The following is a 13,866-nucleotide window of genomic DNA, read 5'->3' as shown; positions in this document are numbered from 1 at the left end:
TCCCCCTAGACACCACTCTTATTCATACACTCGTTTAAAAATTTTTTTGTTTTTCTCTCGATGTTTCCTTCAGTTGTCTTCAACCTAAGCAAAGGAATTTCAGCTTTTTCTAAAATAATATTTTTAAGCCTGTCACGTTCTTGCTGCACCTTATCATCATGACTACTTCCATCCACTTCAATCACTCCAATCGGAATCTTGCCGATCTTATAATAAATGACAAAATCACAGCTCGACTTTTGCTTCATGAATTCTATCTCTCTATCAGTAAATGAATTATTTTTAATGGAGACAAGTTGGATTAACTTGATCTGCATATGAAACGTCAAAGAAGCAAATTCATCTGTCCTTAAAATATCCCTCAACAAGGCAGCCATAATCCGCTCAGATTTGAAATATGAGTCCTTTAAATTTAATTGAGTATTTAATTTTTCCAGAGAACGATCATATTCCTTATATAATAAATCGAATGCAGAAATTACTGGACTATCATAGATGTATTGATCAGAGGCATAGTACTTAATATATCTAACTAAAGCTGCCAAACTTTTATTATTCTTTGTAAACACTTGATTACCAGTTACTAAAATGAATTTATTGATGGCTCTAGAAACAGCTACATTCACCAAATGCGGATTATCAACAAAATCAATCGATGCTTGACTGCTTTTTTTCTTATCCAAAACTGTTGAAAAAATAATTTCTTTACATTCTCTTCCTTGAAATTTATGAATGGTTGCTCTAGCAAACTCTTCTGGTAGATACTTCCCAGCTAAATTCACTTGATTGTTATAAGGAGCAATAAATCCGATGTCTTTCTCATCAGACCAGCCAACTTCTACTAAAGACTCAATTTCCCGCAAATTAGTTCGTTTTCTTGTATGGTTTCCTTTAGATGTGGTAATTAGTTCAATGGATGCTTCTCCTTCATCGATAGTCATAGGGATTAATTGATTATTGTAAAATTGCTGATTGCAAAATTGGATAATTTTAGGATGGCATCTATAGTGCTCTTTCAGCAAAGTAATCGGCACTTTCTCTTTAAATACATTGATAAAAGAATCCAGTAAACTATATTTTATACAGTCGTAATTATTAGAAGGCGCCCTAATTTCTGTCTTTTCAGGTATGTGGGGAAGTTGTTTGCGATCACCCACCACAATAATATTCTTTGCACAGCCCAGACTCAAAATCCCCGGAACGATATCTTGCTGTGATGCTTCGTCGATAATAATATAGTCTAATATCGCTCCCTCTGCTATAGAATTAATAATCGAATGTGTACTACTGCCAATCACTGGAAAACGTTTAATAAAATTACTGAACTCCTTTTTATAGCTATCTGCGGTAAAATTTGAATTAGATGGAATTGATTTTGATAATTGTTGCTTGAGAAATTGCATTGATTTATTCGTTAACTCTTCTAATAATTTTTCGAAATTATCCCTATTCAAATCGTTCTTATATTTTTGTAATTGCTGCTCTTTTTGTTGTAACGTTTTTTTATAATAATGAAATTGTAGAGAATAAATAAAATTTATTCGTTCAGTATAAGTATTTAAAAACTTAGTTCTAAATATTCTAAACCCTAGCAATAAGCGGAATCTCTCTTTAAAAGAAAATTTTATTTGAGAAAGATAATTCATATATGCAAGTAAATCAGAAGTTTTCTCTGGACTTAATTTGTATCTTTCGACATCCATTAACTCTACAAGTGTATTTTCTTCATGCCATTCTTCTAAGTACTTTTTCTCAACAAGCAGCTCGCTGATTTCTGCGGTCAATTGCGCTATTTTATTTTGTGTAGCCAGACTTGCTTTCACCTTCGCTAAAATATCATCAATTTCCTTTATAGGAGTAGCTGCAGAATTTGAATTATAACGAGGAACTTCTTTTACCCCTGCAAAGAATTCTGTCCTATTAGTTGAACACCCTAATTTCGCAATAAGGTAGTCTAGTTCTTTTTTAGCCATCTTCTCATACACATTTTCAACTGCTGGGTTGTTATTTGAAACAATTGCAACAGATTTTTTATTTATTAAAATATTTGCAATGATATTTAAAATAGTTTGTGTCTTTCCTGTACCAGGAGGACCTTCAATAATACTAATTTGAGAGGAAAAAGCATTTTCAACAGCTTTTAATTGACTCTCATTCAATCCAAATGGAAATATGAAATGTTTCAAAGCGTTTCTAGCTTCATTTTTACCATAGCAATACGAATGCAACGCTGTTCCTTGGTAAGGAGTAATTTTTTCCAATTACCTTTCTATATTTTTGGTTATAGTTTTATTTGCTGGACTAGCATTACGAACACGCTCTTTTACAATTTCAGTAAAATAAGAAAATATATCCTCATTTTTCAAATCAGAACTCGCAATAATCCTTACTTTCTCTGACTTCATGACATACTTTTTTTGGTCATTTGGATAGTTTACAACAATATACTTATTCCCGTATTCAGTGGCTTTATCTATTTGTTGATAAACATTCTCTTCTTTAGATAAAAGACCTGCATGTATCTCTTTTTGTGGTGTAATTTTACATAAATCTAATGGCTTCCAAAACGATTTACCTGACGGGAAATAAACAGTTACCATTAGTTTATTGTCTTTTTCCCAGAGCTTCCAATCAATTATTTGATTCGTTTTGTCTTGTCCATTCATAGATATGGAAAACATTTAGATCATACCACCTCAATTTTAGACTATATGCTTATTCTAGATTATTGGAAATAAAAGATTTAACTGGAATTCAGAGCCACTCAACTTTTCTGATAACCTATTCTATGGAACTTGAACTATATTTCATTTTTTCAAGTTCAAATGCTTCCATCTCTTGTGCATGTTGTTCTGCTAGACATTTTATACTAATAATAATTGCATTTATTTCATTAATATCTTCTAAACTGATTGAATCTAATGTCAATCGTTCATAGGACATCTGGCTTAACGCTGAAAGACAGCTACTTAAACTATATGAATCAGCTACTAATTTATCGAGATCTACATTTTTTTCCATGAGAAATACTCTCCCTTCTTTTATCTAGTTAAGGAACGAAACATCATTATAAATTTATATTAGAGCTGTTGCTTATCTTAATTAACTAATTCGGTATTAAAACTATTGAATTAAATCTTTACTATTAAATAACTGTATATGCTATCAACTTACGTTTATATAAATGATTAACGTAAGTTGATACTAGTTCGTATTAAGTGACTTTCTCGTAGAATTCAGAAATATTAAGTTATATGGATACTTTTTGTTCATGTTAGCATATTCCCCTCAATTATTTTCCTCTTTTTTCAGCTTATTTCATTTAATTTTTTATTTTATCTTGCAAATATTTGATAAAATATTTCATTTTTTCTATAGCATTTAACTTTTAAAGCTATCTTATTTGCAAAGATGACTGAACAAACAAAAAAGCTAGAAACACCCTAAAAAGGTATTTCTAGCTTATGGTATTCATTTACCTCACAGACCCTTCCAATTAGATTTTTATATCACCAATGGATAGTAATAAGCATTAAATTAACATCTATTCATTTCATTTTTATGAATCAGAATGTATGATATCCAACTAAGATAAAGTAAATAGCATTTACTTTGGCATTAAAATTTTTGAGGTGCTATTTCAGAAATCAAAATATTTTTATAATTATTATTGTCTGAATCCAAATTATAAACTGAGATATCCTTAAGACGATAATCATTCTTTTTGACAAATAAATTTAAATACTCTATGTCATGAGTTGAAAAAATAAGTTGTCTCTTTAAACCGCTCAGTACATCTGTAATAGAAAATCTATTAACATCATCCATATTCTGAACAGGGTCATCTATTGCAATGAAATCAAAGAAACTAAAAGTTTGAGAAGTATTGGTTGCAATAAAAATCGAAATTGCTAACACATTTAATTGTCCTGAGCTAAGCATATAATTAGCAATAGTAGAATTATTTTCACTTTTTACTTTTATATCTAATTCTCTATCATTTGTAACATCAAAAAACAATTCTTGAAATTCAACAGGATTAGGATTTAGGTATTGATAGTATTTTACTATTGATGAATTAGGATTATTTAAAAATTCAACTGTCTTATTGCCAAATTTTTCTGTTATTGTATTTTCTTTTATACAAAGTTTTTTCTCAATGTCCTTATAGTATTTTTTTATTATTTTAAATTCTTTCTTTTTCTTTATTAACAGGTCTTTTTCCTCGTTGATATTTTTCAGTTCATTCATTTCATTTGATTTTTTTAAAGAATTCTCTAAACTCTTTTCTTTTAAAATAGATTCTTCAAGTTTCTTATTTAAATAAGTTGTTAATTCTATATCTGTACTAATTTGATATTTTTCATATAACTTATTCAGTAAATCTTTATTATCAGATAAACTCTCTACTTCCATTTTCAGTTGTCCAATTATATTTTTTTGAGTTTTAATTTCTATTTTTTTATTATTTATCTTATAGACTTTTTTCTCTAGTTCTTTTTTTAATTCATCTGGAGAAAGATTTTTTTCTAGCATTGAACTTTTTAATGGGAGTGACAACTCTAATTTTAACTCTTCTATTTCTTTTTGAATTTGTAAAACATTTTCTAACTCTTTTATTGTTGTCTCTATCTCACTTATAAATAATTCTATTTTTACATTACTATTATTAAATAAATTATCATCAAATAATACATTATTGATTATTTCTTTTGAAATACTATCATAATTATTTTTTTGAGTTTCTAAACTAATAATCTTTTTAACTATATTTTCCTTTTCTTTTTTCAAACCATCAATCTTTTCACTTAAATCTTCACGTTTAGAAATATTTTTTCTGATCTTTTCTTGATATTTCCCACTCTCATATATAAGTTTTTTTACTTTTAGATTTAATTGTTCTTCAAGCTTTTCTACTTCACTATCACAAACAGGACACGCATTAGTATATTCACTATTATCTTTGGTAAAGTTACTAGCATGTTCAACTAATGATAAAAGATTTTGGATATCACTTGATACTTCTCCAGACGAAAAATCTTTTTGTAATACATTGTAATTATCATCTAATTCTTTAATCTCTAATTCTAATATTTTTCGTTTCTCAATTAATTCTTTTATTTCATTAGTTACTTTTAGCGTTCCTGACTTAGAATTGAAAAACTCTTTACTCTTTTCAATTCTATAATCTAACTTTTTCTTTTCTGACACACATTTTTGTAGTTCAAAACTAACAAGATCAATTTCCGCAACTTTATTTTTTTCAAGGATTATTAATACATTTTCAGACAATTTTTTTAGCTTTTCTATTTTACTTTGCTTATTTTTAGATAGCTCTATTTCTTCATTTAACTGATTATATTCTTTTTTTAATTTTTGAAGCTCAGCTAATTCACAAGTTTCTTCTAAGATTTTCTCTTCTAATTCTTTTGTATTTTTTTCTATCTCTTTTTCTTTTTTAAATATGAATTCTTTTAATTTTTCAGGATTACTCGTATACTTATAATTTTTCTTTAATAATTCTTCTTTATCTATTAAAAATTTTGAAATTAAAGACTTAATTTCACTTAATTCCTGAGCAGTACTCTTAACATTTGAATATAATTCAATATCATTTAAATTAAGTTCATACTTTTCTAACTTATCATTAAACTTTTTTTGCAGTAATTCTTCTTTCTCATCTATTTTTTTAATTTCTAAATCGTTAAAAGCAATTTGATTCTTTATTTCATTTTTAGATTTTTCAATATTTTTTTTTAAATTATTTACTTTTTCAAATCCCATTATGGATGCTAAGGAATCATATCTATCCTTTGAACTATCTTTGGTAATAAAACTATTTATCTGACTTTGAGATAAAATATATGCCTGACTCATCGTTTTCTTATCCCACTTAAACATAGAGTCCTTTGAAACAATTTCTTCTATTTTTTTTATTACATTTGATTCTCCTTGCAACACTTCATTTGTAGTACAATTTTCAATTGATACTTTAATATTATTAAAACTATTAGTATCCACCTTCGTAAAAGATCTTTTTAGGATAAATTCTTTAAAGTACAAAGAAACCATACATTCTTCACCATTTCTTAAAGATGAATTTGAAATAATCTCTTTATTTTTATTAATTGGTGCAAATCTTTTAATTTCTCCAGTTACACACCATTCTACTGCATCAAAAAAAGAACTTTTACCATTACCATTCTCTCCATACAAGATCGTTATATCTTTTGATAAATCAAAGATTGTTTCTCCAGAATAATTTCGAAAGTTTTTTATAATTAGTTTTTTCAATCTCATACCCGATTTCCTCCATCAAGATTTGTTTTAATTATATTTTCTATTTTTTTCTTACTAATTTCAAAATACTCACCATCATTATTTATTATTTCTTTTATGATTAAATCTGATTCATCTTCTTCAGTATTAATAATTAAATCATATAAATCAGATCCAATAGAGAAACTTGCACTATCGCTAAAAGCCGATTCTAAAAAAGGAATTCTTTTTAGATCGCTTTCAGAATGGATAATATATTTTCTTAAATTTTTGTAATTACGCTCAATTGAATAATTCCTATTATCAAAATCTATATCTTCCTCTATTAGTATCAAATAATAAATATTCCAAATATTATAGTTTTTATTACTTAGAATAGATTTTGTAAACCTAACATCTTCTAAAACATCTTTAGTATTTAAAGTTCCTTCAAATAATTCATATCCTTTTATAATTACCCCTTTATGAATCTCCTTGTTATACATAAAGCTAAATTCAGAATTATCCGGCTTAAACTTATCACTTTCACTAACATTGAAATCGTTATCAATAAAGAATTCAATAAGCTTTTGCTTTTTCATAACTTAAACTCCCTTTTAATGTTTTCTTTTATTTCATCGATATCTTTATATCTATTTCTCATTTTACGTATATTAGTTACCTTTTCATCATGACCCTCAATATAAAATATTTTTTTATTAGTAATTGCTATCGAAGTATCAGATTCATTTGATTCATCATCAGATACATCAAAGTTTACTTTAGGTTTTTCTTTGTACTCCACTTCTATATATTCTAAATCATGAGTATCTAAATTATCGTACGCTCCTGATAATATTACTCTGAAATTAGGATTGTTTATAAACGAAAATTGATCTTCGATGCTAAAATTCTTAAAAGCGTTTTGAAATTGGATTATTACATCTTCGAAAAGAAAATCAAAATATCCTTCTACACCAAATAAGTTAAATGAAGTACATTTCTGATCAACATCATTATCACAATTTACTAATAATAGACCTCTATGTTCATTATCAATTTGAATATTTCCATTTAGAAAAATTTTTATAAGTAATAGAATATTTAAAATCCTTTTAAATTCTGTTTCTCTTGCAATACTATTATTCATTCTAAAATGTGAACTAAATCTGATTCTCTTTAAATATCTACTCAGAATAGTTATTAGATTTTCATTGGTTGACTCATTAATAAAACATATAACTTCACCTTCAAGGCTGTCAATAATCTTATTAAATTCTTCTGAGTACGCCTTGCCACTAAAATCATTTCTCAATACTTCAATAAAATCTCCTAATATCTCTACCATATTATCCTGTTGTATATTTTTTTCTCCATTTTTTTAAAATTCAGCGGATATATCTGCTTTTAAATCGATTAAGCTATCATCATTCACAATTTGAAAACTTACATCAGATGGATTAAAACACTTTTCAAAAAGAAAAGATATTATCATATTAATAATTTTATCATTGGCTATTGAATAATCATTGAACTGTTTGGCAATTCGTTTATATAAATCATTTTTCAAATCATCAGGAGTACGGCCGGTCATTCTAAATGTTCTTAATCCTTTTTTTATCTCGTCATCAGTTAGATTATACTTGCTACTATTTTCACTAATATGTTTATACAAACTTTTATCTTTATCATTAAATAAACTGTCAAAATAAGTATTTTTATAGTAATTTTCAAAATCTAGACATTTTTTTATTCCTTTTGTAAATGTACAATTTGAAATTAATTCAAACTCTATCTTAATATCTAATAAAGGATCATTTAAAATTTTTTGGCTTGAAATTAGTTTAGGGATCCATTCAGAATGTGCTTTTGAATCGGTTACATTACAAAATGTATCATTTTTAGTTTTTACTTGAATAATTCTAACTGTATCACTATTATAAACAATAATATCTTGATGATGATCTATTATTACTTTACTCCACTTCCCTTCCAACATTTGAATAATATAATCTACAGTAAGTAATAATTGATAATAAAAACCTGACATTGCAATAATTCCACCATCATCATCTGTTTCAGTTTCTATAAGAATTTTTTCTATTCTGTCTTCTTTTCCACACTCATCTATCAATTCTTCTATTGTCTTTCCTTTTTCAGTATTGTACTTCTCTACAACTTGGGTTAAAAAAGTTTCTGGTTTTCCTTTCGGATCGACTTTTTTTGAGATAAGTTGCTCTATCTGATTTATTTTACCTTCTTTTTTAGTCATAAAATGATCTCCTATTATTTAATATTATTTTTTCTAAGTTTATAAATAAAACGTTTTCGATCCTTATACGTTGTTCTAACTTTATATGTTATTTTCCACTCTCTATCTTAACAAGTGTTCCCCTTGTAATATCAACATCCATCAATTGTAATTGTTTAACCAACTCAGTCTGCCCTATGCCTTTTTCAATGCGAATTCGTCTTATATTACTTCCAATTATATTATCATTATCTATTATTTTCCCTTCCCTCAAGATTAACACACTTTCTGGACTAAAATTAGTCCTTTTTTTACAAATAAATTCAATGAATTATATTATTCTCAAGCATTAAATGATTAGTTATATAATATTTTTGAAAAGTATAACTTACCTAAAATTACTCTGCATGGTTTTAGACATACTCATGCTAGTTTACTTTTTGAATCTAAGGCAAGTATCAAAGACGTTCAAGAACGATTAGGACATAAAGATGTCAAAACTACGATGAATATTTACACTCACGTTACCCCTGAAAAAGTTAGAGAAACAGGAGAACGATTTGCAAAATATGTTAATTTTTAACAAATGGTATTTAATTTGGCATTTACTCTTAAACTACACAACAAAAAAAGAGCCCAAAACATTGTTAATTCAATGTTTTGGTACTCTTTAAATTTATTACCCCACAGACCCTTCCATTCAATTCTAGGGTTACAATCAAATTAGATTAGTAATGTTTAGGCTTGCTATATCAAGGTTTTATCTATTTTACATTACTACTAAAAACCATTAATTTTTACTACAGATACAGACAAAAGCACAGACCTTTTTCAAAAGTCCACCATGCCAAAATACATAAAAAGGACATCTCTAAAAGGAGAGAGGTCCTTTTATTTCTATATTAAAAAATAAAAAAAGACCTATAATAGGTCCCATGATGGCTGGCGTATTTAGACTACGCTTAATACTTAGTATCAGTTTCACCATGTAATCAGTCTAGGTGTAACACCTATCTGTAACTCAAGTATATTGTTTTATTTCTCTAGTGTCAATAATAAAATTGACTATTCTATTTTCTTACGGCAATCTTAAACATCTATGATTGGGGATTTTCCTTAATTCTTTATTTCCTTTGATAAATGAAGTCCACAATCTATTAGCTAAAATATCGCTAGCTTGAATCAGATAATTATTCGCAGAATTACAGTAAGTTACATTTACTATAACTTCACTATTAAAAAGTGGTTCGTGAAATGTCCCATAATCAAAGTTAACAATTCCTTTTTTAAGTTCTTCAAAAATAGAATCTTTTAAGCTATAAAAACCATCTGTTGCAGTAGCCTGTTCATCTACACAAATATTAATTTGTATATCTTCTGATGAGTCCAAATTTCCTAGATTAATATGGTGTTTTAATTCTTCTTTAACCAATCTCTTTAATACATAATCTTTATATCTATGAATAGACTTTTTGCTACTTAGAATATTAGAATAAACTCTTTCTATATCAACTGTTAAGCCCATAGTATTTTCATATTTCATAGTTCTAAACAGAGATGCTTTATACTTAGGATCTTTAATAAAACATGCTTTTAATTCTCCTTTAAATCCTAGATGTTCTTTAATTTTCTTATTGATACTAAAATATTTTCTTTTAAAGTCGTTTTTTGAATTGTTATCTAAAAAAAATAAACCTGCATAAACAAAATATCGATTAGGATCATTCTTATGTAATACTCCCGAATCATCAAAATAAAAATATACTTTTTGCATATTGTACTCCACTTAATTATAATAAATAATTTTATATCTTTTTTAAGATAAAAACAAGTTTTACTATGATTTATGTTAACATAATACAATTATATTGACAACGCTTACTAAAGAGATTAAAATACACGCTAAAAAGGAGCGATGCACAATGTATGCAGTTACTGTTTTACATGGTTACATCACCCCTGACTATAAATACACATACTCCAAAAAAGAAGCGTGGCATTTTGAATCAAAAGAAAAAGCTATGCTCATTGCACATAAGCTCAGTGGTAAAGTAACAATAATAAATAAAGGGTATCTCTAAAAAGGGATACCCTTTATTATATCTTCATCTACCTAAGGTCAATCTGAGTGACCTTAGGTTTTACTTTCATTACTCAGCGCAATTTTTCGCCTAGCTGCCATATTGCTTTTCAAAGGTCTCATATTCTGCTATTTAACCAAACCAAATGAAATGGTCATTAGATAAATAGATTTTCATAATGATACGCCTCTGCAAATTCTACTAAAGCTATTCTTAGATGGCTTTGTAGTGTTTTTAGCGCCATTGCCATTTCATCAGCGATGTATTGCTGTGTTTTATCATGTTGAGTGATATATATTCTTGTAAGTATTTCCCTGTGATCTGTGCTTAACCTATCCAGCGCTTCTCTAATGGCTTGTAATTGGTTCTGTGCTTCAATCAGTCTATCAATCTGCCGAACGGTGAGGTTTTCAGTATGATTAGTCTTAGAAACATTTTTAGGCATATCTGACAACGTAACAGACTTCAACGTATGAACATCTCCGCATAATCGTTGCAACCTTGGGCAAGTCCTTAAAACGCTCTTCGCTCGTTTTCTGATTTCTTTATCTGATATCATCAAATCACCTTTTTATGTTATAATTGATGTATCAAAGTTTTCGATTTTTTCGTTGGTGTGATATAAGCACTCTTAAACATTGACCAGTTAGATGTCTAGCTGGTCTTTTTTTATGTATTCTTATTACTGCGAAAAAAAGGGCTTTTTTCTGCACGGTTTTGAACGATAAAAATAGCTCTGTTCATTGCTATTATGGTATTTCATCTCAAGGAAAAAATTTTTTCAAAAAATCCTCGCTATTGGAAAAAGTTCCCATATCCGTTTCCCAAAAGAGCATTACTTGATAGTTAGGGAGGGGGGACATAAAAAACTCAAAAAGCGGTATTTGTGTAAAGGAAGGGGCGCACCGGTCAAAAAATGCTCTTTCAGCTACTTTTACTTAATGGGGGATATGATATACTCTCGCCAGAAGAAGCTTTGATTACAATTCCATATTCTATGTACTGCAGTCAGTGGTCGATTGCAATAAGACATTTTTACATGAGATGTCTTTTATTATTGTTTTTATTCTAATACATGCTATAATAAACGAAAAGAGACGTGCTGGAACACGCCTCCACTGTAGAACCGTTAAAAAGACGGTGACCATCAATAGTGTTTTAACCATCTACTGACCTGTCAAAGTGTTAGATGGTTATTTTTTGTCCTTATGGTCAATTATCAGCAAAACTAACGTCGCAAAAGCGATCATCAGTTGAATTGCTTCAAACGTTGACACGCGCTACTCCCTTCTAGGGATAAAGCTATGAACCATAGGCATCACCCCTTTATTAAGAGATTAGCCACCATCTTTTCACTTTTCTACAGCAATCATTATACAGATAACAAAGCTCATATGCTATAATATCCACAGAATTTTTTTCAATGCGGTCTATATTGCTAATGTAAACGTCCGAGAGTATTCTTAGGCGTTTACTTTTGTTTTGATTCGACACATCTGACGAAAAATAGGACTCGTGATTTTTCACGCCACCGATTTGTTCAATGATATTTCAAACAAAAAAACAGACGTACATTGTACGCCTGCATAATCATCTATTTAAATGCTGTTACATTTGAAGCTTGTAACCCTCGTTTACCTTCCACTACGTCATATTGTACAGGTTGACCTTCTTCTAAGGTTTTAAAACCCTCAGTTAAGATCGCAGTATAATGAACAAAGATGTCTTTTCCATCTTCTCCAGCAATAAAGCCATAGCCTTTTTTATTATCAAACCATTTCACTGTACCTGTTTTCATATTAGAACATCTCGCTTTCATTATTCATTAGATGTAGTATTTTGTAGTATTTTTTGGTAACAGATGGTCACAACGTTACCTTTAAAAGGTTGCAATAGTTGCAACCAAAACAAACTAATAACTTTATTATACTACATTTTTCATTAAGTTTGTTTTGAGATATTTACTCTCATCTCTCCATTTTTTACTTTTTTTGCATAATAGGTTACTGCTTCTTTGCTCCAGCAATCAGCTTCGATCAATCGTTTCTCTATTTCTGCCATTTGCCACCGATACATCAAATCAGTATATAGCCCTGTCTTTTCAGCATTTAAATTGCCTAAAGGAGCGCCACCACCTTTATTTCCTATTGCATTCTTGTTCCCATATGGCGCACCTTTCTTCTTAGGTATATGAATATAGAAAACTCCCTTAGAACGATCTAAACGATAATCGCCAGTGAATAGAGCGTATAACAAGCAACTGATTCTTCTTGACTCTTCTTTTTGATGGATCATTTTGCCCTTTCTATATTCTCTTGCCAATGTTCCAAGTCTGCTCCCTCAATTTGATCGATTAGCTTTGTCATATCCTTTACTTGTGCTTTATAGGCTGACAAACCTTCTATACGCTCTTTTTCCGTTGTAGCGATGAAATAACCTCGATTATCCCCATTCCGCTTTGCACACACTGGCACGCCTTTTTTACGTAAGCTATTCACAGCTTCATAAATGATTCGCTCATCTACATTTAACAATTGCCCGATTTCTTTGATTGAAATTTTTCTTTCTTGCCCAATCGGGATAAGATCAAGAACATCACTCTCTAATATATTTAATTGTTCCATTCGATCATCACTCCTTATATTTCGATAAATAAAAACGCCTTTCGCCACTTGTGGCGAACTACCACTCCACTAGCATTTAGCAAAACCTCAACAAAGACGAAATTTTCAACTTGATTATTGATTTCAAAACAGAGTTACAAATAGTAACCTTGTTTTCTTCTTACATAGCAGAGTAGCAAATAGCGACCTAGCTTTCATCTGTTATATAGAAAGCAACGCCCACAAAAGTGTGGTGAGTGATTTTCTCTTTTTCCTTTTTTAATGACGGAATAAAATTTCTTTTTTAGAGTGTTGCCTCCGTTAGGTGTCCCACCAAATGAAATTAGCTGTCCCACCTAACTAATGTTTCATCTCTTTTCTATCTTTCAAATAGGTCGAAAATTTCGACTTGGCTTAATATAAAACAAAATTGCATTTCTATTTAACCATTTTGGCGTTTTTGGTTAAATTCTTACCGAAAGCTATATTACAAATTGTAAGATGGCTCTTAAATTCCTACCGAATGCTGTATCGTCATGAGCATTTTTGCCCAACACGGTAAAATCAATGTTTTTCATCTCCAACAGGTTTATCCGTTTTATCGGAAAAACCCGATAAACTGTTTGCTGTCTTCCGCTTTGAGTTTTTTCGCTTTTTTGTAATAAACCTATAA

Annotated in this window: 14 protein-coding genes and 2 pseudogenes; 2 read left to right on the top strand and 14 right to left on the bottom strand. The window is 29.1% G+C overall.

Annotated features, from left to right (window positions below; all coding sequences use genetic code 11):
* Positions 1-5: 5 nt before the first annotated feature.
* The 8 genes and pseudogenes from AB3H93_RS01385 to AB3H93_RS01350 all read right to left on the bottom strand — a co-directional run bounded on the left by AB3H93_RS01385 (position 6) and on the right by AB3H93_RS01350 (position 8,792).
* Complete coding sequence (locus AB3H93_RS01385; protein WP_368020008.1) at positions 6-2,261, bottom strand: AAA domain-containing protein; 2,256 nt, start codon at positions 2,259-2,261, stop codon at positions 6-8.
* On the bottom strand, positions 2,262-2,681 hold the full coding sequence (locus AB3H93_RS01380) for a hypothetical protein (RefSeq protein ID WP_368020007.1): 420 nt from the start codon (positions 2,679-2,681) through the stop codon (positions 2,262-2,264).
* Between the two features lie 100 nt (positions 2,682-2,781).
* A complete protein-coding gene (locus AB3H93_RS01375) occupies positions 2,782-3,021 on the bottom strand; it encodes a hypothetical protein (protein ID WP_284613393.1) in 240 nt (79 codons plus the stop codon).
* Positions 3,022-3,618: 597 nt separating this feature from the next.
* Positions 3,619-6,300 carry an AAA family ATPase gene (locus tag AB3H93_RS01370; RefSeq protein WP_368020006.1) on the bottom strand — a complete coding sequence of 894 codons (2,682 nt, stop codon included), beginning with the start codon at positions 6,298-6,300 and terminating at the stop codon, positions 3,619-3,621.
* Positions 6,297-6,860, bottom strand: coding sequence for an ABC-three component system middle component 1 (locus AB3H93_RS01365; RefSeq protein WP_368020005.1), 564 nt, complete (start codon positions 6,858-6,860; stop codon positions 6,297-6,299). Before AB3H93_RS01365 ends, AB3H93_RS01370 begins: the two co-directional genes overlap by 4 nt.
* Positions 6,857-7,606, bottom strand: a complete 750-nt coding sequence (locus AB3H93_RS01360; protein WP_368020004.1) for a hypothetical protein — start codon at positions 7,604-7,606, stop codon at positions 6,857-6,859. The genes AB3H93_RS01365 and AB3H93_RS01360 overlap by 4 nt, the downstream gene beginning before the upstream one ends.
* Before the next feature lie 33 nt (positions 7,607-7,639).
* A complete protein-coding gene (locus tag AB3H93_RS01355; protein ID WP_368020003.1) occupies positions 7,640-8,530 on the bottom strand; it encodes a dsDNA nuclease domain-containing protein in 891 nt (296 codons plus the stop codon).
* Positions 8,523-8,792 (bottom strand): annotated as a pseudogene (locus AB3H93_RS01350) (helix-turn-helix domain-containing protein). The gene AB3H93_RS01355 and the pseudogene AB3H93_RS01350 overlap by 8 nt, the downstream one beginning before the upstream one ends.
* A gap of 42 nt (positions 8,793-8,834) precedes the next feature.
* Between AB3H93_RS01350 and AB3H93_RS01345 the strand changes: the two are divergent.
* A pseudogene (locus tag AB3H93_RS01345) lies at positions 8,835-9,092 on the top strand (tyrosine-type recombinase/integrase); the annotation flags it as partial.
* 495 nt (positions 9,093-9,587) lie between these two features.
* Here the strand turns inward: AB3H93_RS01345 and AB3H93_RS01340 are convergent.
* Positions 9,588-10,283: a DUF3800 domain-containing protein gene (locus tag AB3H93_RS01340; RefSeq protein ID WP_368020002.1), complete on the bottom strand. Its 696-nt coding sequence runs from the start codon at positions 10,281-10,283 to the stop codon at positions 9,588-9,590.
* Between the two features lie 148 nt (positions 10,284-10,431).
* On the opposite strand from AB3H93_RS01340, the gene AB3H93_RS01335 reads away from it, so the two are divergent.
* Positions 10,432-10,590 carry a hypothetical protein gene (locus AB3H93_RS01335; RefSeq protein WP_368020001.1) on the top strand — a complete coding sequence of 53 codons (159 nt, stop codon included), beginning with the start codon at positions 10,432-10,434 and terminating at the stop codon, positions 10,588-10,590.
* 157 nt (positions 10,591-10,747) lie between these two features.
* On the opposite strand, the gene AB3H93_RS01330 is transcribed toward AB3H93_RS01335, so the two are convergent.
* The 5 genes from AB3H93_RS01330 to AB3H93_RS01310 form a co-directional block, all read right to left on the bottom strand.
* Entirely contained in the window at positions 10,748-11,149 is a 402-nt protein-coding gene (locus AB3H93_RS01330) for an ArpU family phage packaging/lysis transcriptional regulator (protein WP_368020000.1), read from the bottom strand.
* A 634-nt stretch (positions 11,150-11,783) separates the two neighbouring features.
* Complete coding sequence (locus tag AB3H93_RS01325; protein ID WP_219336905.1) at positions 11,784-11,867, bottom strand: putative holin-like toxin; 84 nt, start codon at positions 11,865-11,867, stop codon at positions 11,784-11,786.
* A 317-nt stretch (positions 11,868-12,184) separates the two neighbouring features.
* On the bottom strand, positions 12,185-12,388 hold the full coding sequence (locus AB3H93_RS01320; protein ID WP_105223775.1) for a cold-shock protein: 204 nt from the start codon (positions 12,386-12,388) through the stop codon (positions 12,185-12,187).
* Positions 12,389-12,531: 143 nt separating this feature from the next.
* Positions 12,532-12,885 (bottom strand): hypothetical protein, encoded by a 354-nt coding sequence (locus AB3H93_RS01315; protein WP_368019999.1) that lies wholly within the window; start codon positions 12,883-12,885, stop codon positions 12,532-12,534.
* Positions 12,882-13,214, bottom strand: coding sequence for an HTH domain-containing protein (locus AB3H93_RS01310; RefSeq protein WP_368019998.1), 333 nt, complete (start codon positions 13,212-13,214; stop codon positions 12,882-12,884). Before AB3H93_RS01310 ends, AB3H93_RS01315 begins: the two co-directional genes overlap by 4 nt.
* Between the last annotated feature and the right edge of the window lie 652 nt (positions 13,215-13,866).

This window comes from Enterococcus sp. C74, assembly GCF_040887125.1.
In the GTDB taxonomy this organism is placed as follows: Bacteria; Bacillota; Bacilli; order Lactobacillales; family Enterococcaceae; genus Enterococcus_B; species Enterococcus_B hirae.
This window is presented reverse-complemented; position numbering and strand designations above follow the sequence as displayed.

Bases quoted from the DNA above. Each gene is read 5' to 3' on its own strand.
- AB3H93_RS01315 (WP_368019999.1), bottom strand. From the start codon at position 12,885: ATGATCCATCAAAAAGAAGAGTCAAGAAGAATCAGTTGCTTGTTATAC.
- AB3H93_RS01340 (WP_368020002.1), bottom strand. From the start codon at position 10,283: ATGCAAAAAGTATATTTTTATTTTGATGATTCGGGAGTATTACATAAG.
- AB3H93_RS01355 (WP_368020003.1), bottom strand. From the start codon at position 8,530: ATGACTAAAAAAGAAGGTAAAATAAATCAGATAGAGCAACTTATCTCA.
- AB3H93_RS01360 (WP_368020004.1), bottom strand. From the start codon at position 7,606: ATGGTAGAGATATTAGGAGATTTTATTGAAGTATTGAGAAATGATTTT.
- AB3H93_RS01370 (WP_368020006.1), bottom strand. From the start codon at position 6,300: ATGAGATTGAAAAAACTAATTATAAAAAACTTTCGAAATTATTCTGGA.
- AB3H93_RS01380 (WP_368020007.1), bottom strand. From the start codon at position 2,681: ATGTTTTCCATATCTATGAATGGACAAGACAAAACGAATCAAATAATT.
- AB3H93_RS01335 (WP_368020001.1), top strand. From the start codon at position 10,432: ATGTATGCAGTTACTGTTTTACATGGTTACATCACCCCTGACTATAAA.
- AB3H93_RS01365 (WP_368020005.1), bottom strand. From the start codon at position 6,860: ATGAAAAAGCAAAAGCTTATTGAATTCTTTATTGATAACGATTTCAAT.
- AB3H93_RS01330 (WP_368020000.1), bottom strand. From the start codon at position 11,149: ATGATATCAGATAAAGAAATCAGAAAACGAGCGAAGAGCGTTTTAAGG.
- AB3H93_RS01320 (WP_105223775.1), bottom strand. From the start codon at position 12,388: ATGAAAACAGGTACAGTGAAATGGTTTGATAATAAAAAAGGCTATGGC.
- AB3H93_RS01375 (WP_284613393.1), bottom strand. From the start codon at position 3,021: ATGGAAAAAAATGTAGATCTCGATAAATTAGTAGCTGATTCATATAGT.
- AB3H93_RS01310 (WP_368019998.1), bottom strand. From the start codon at position 13,214: ATGGAACAATTAAATATATTAGAGAGTGATGTTCTTGATCTTATCCCG.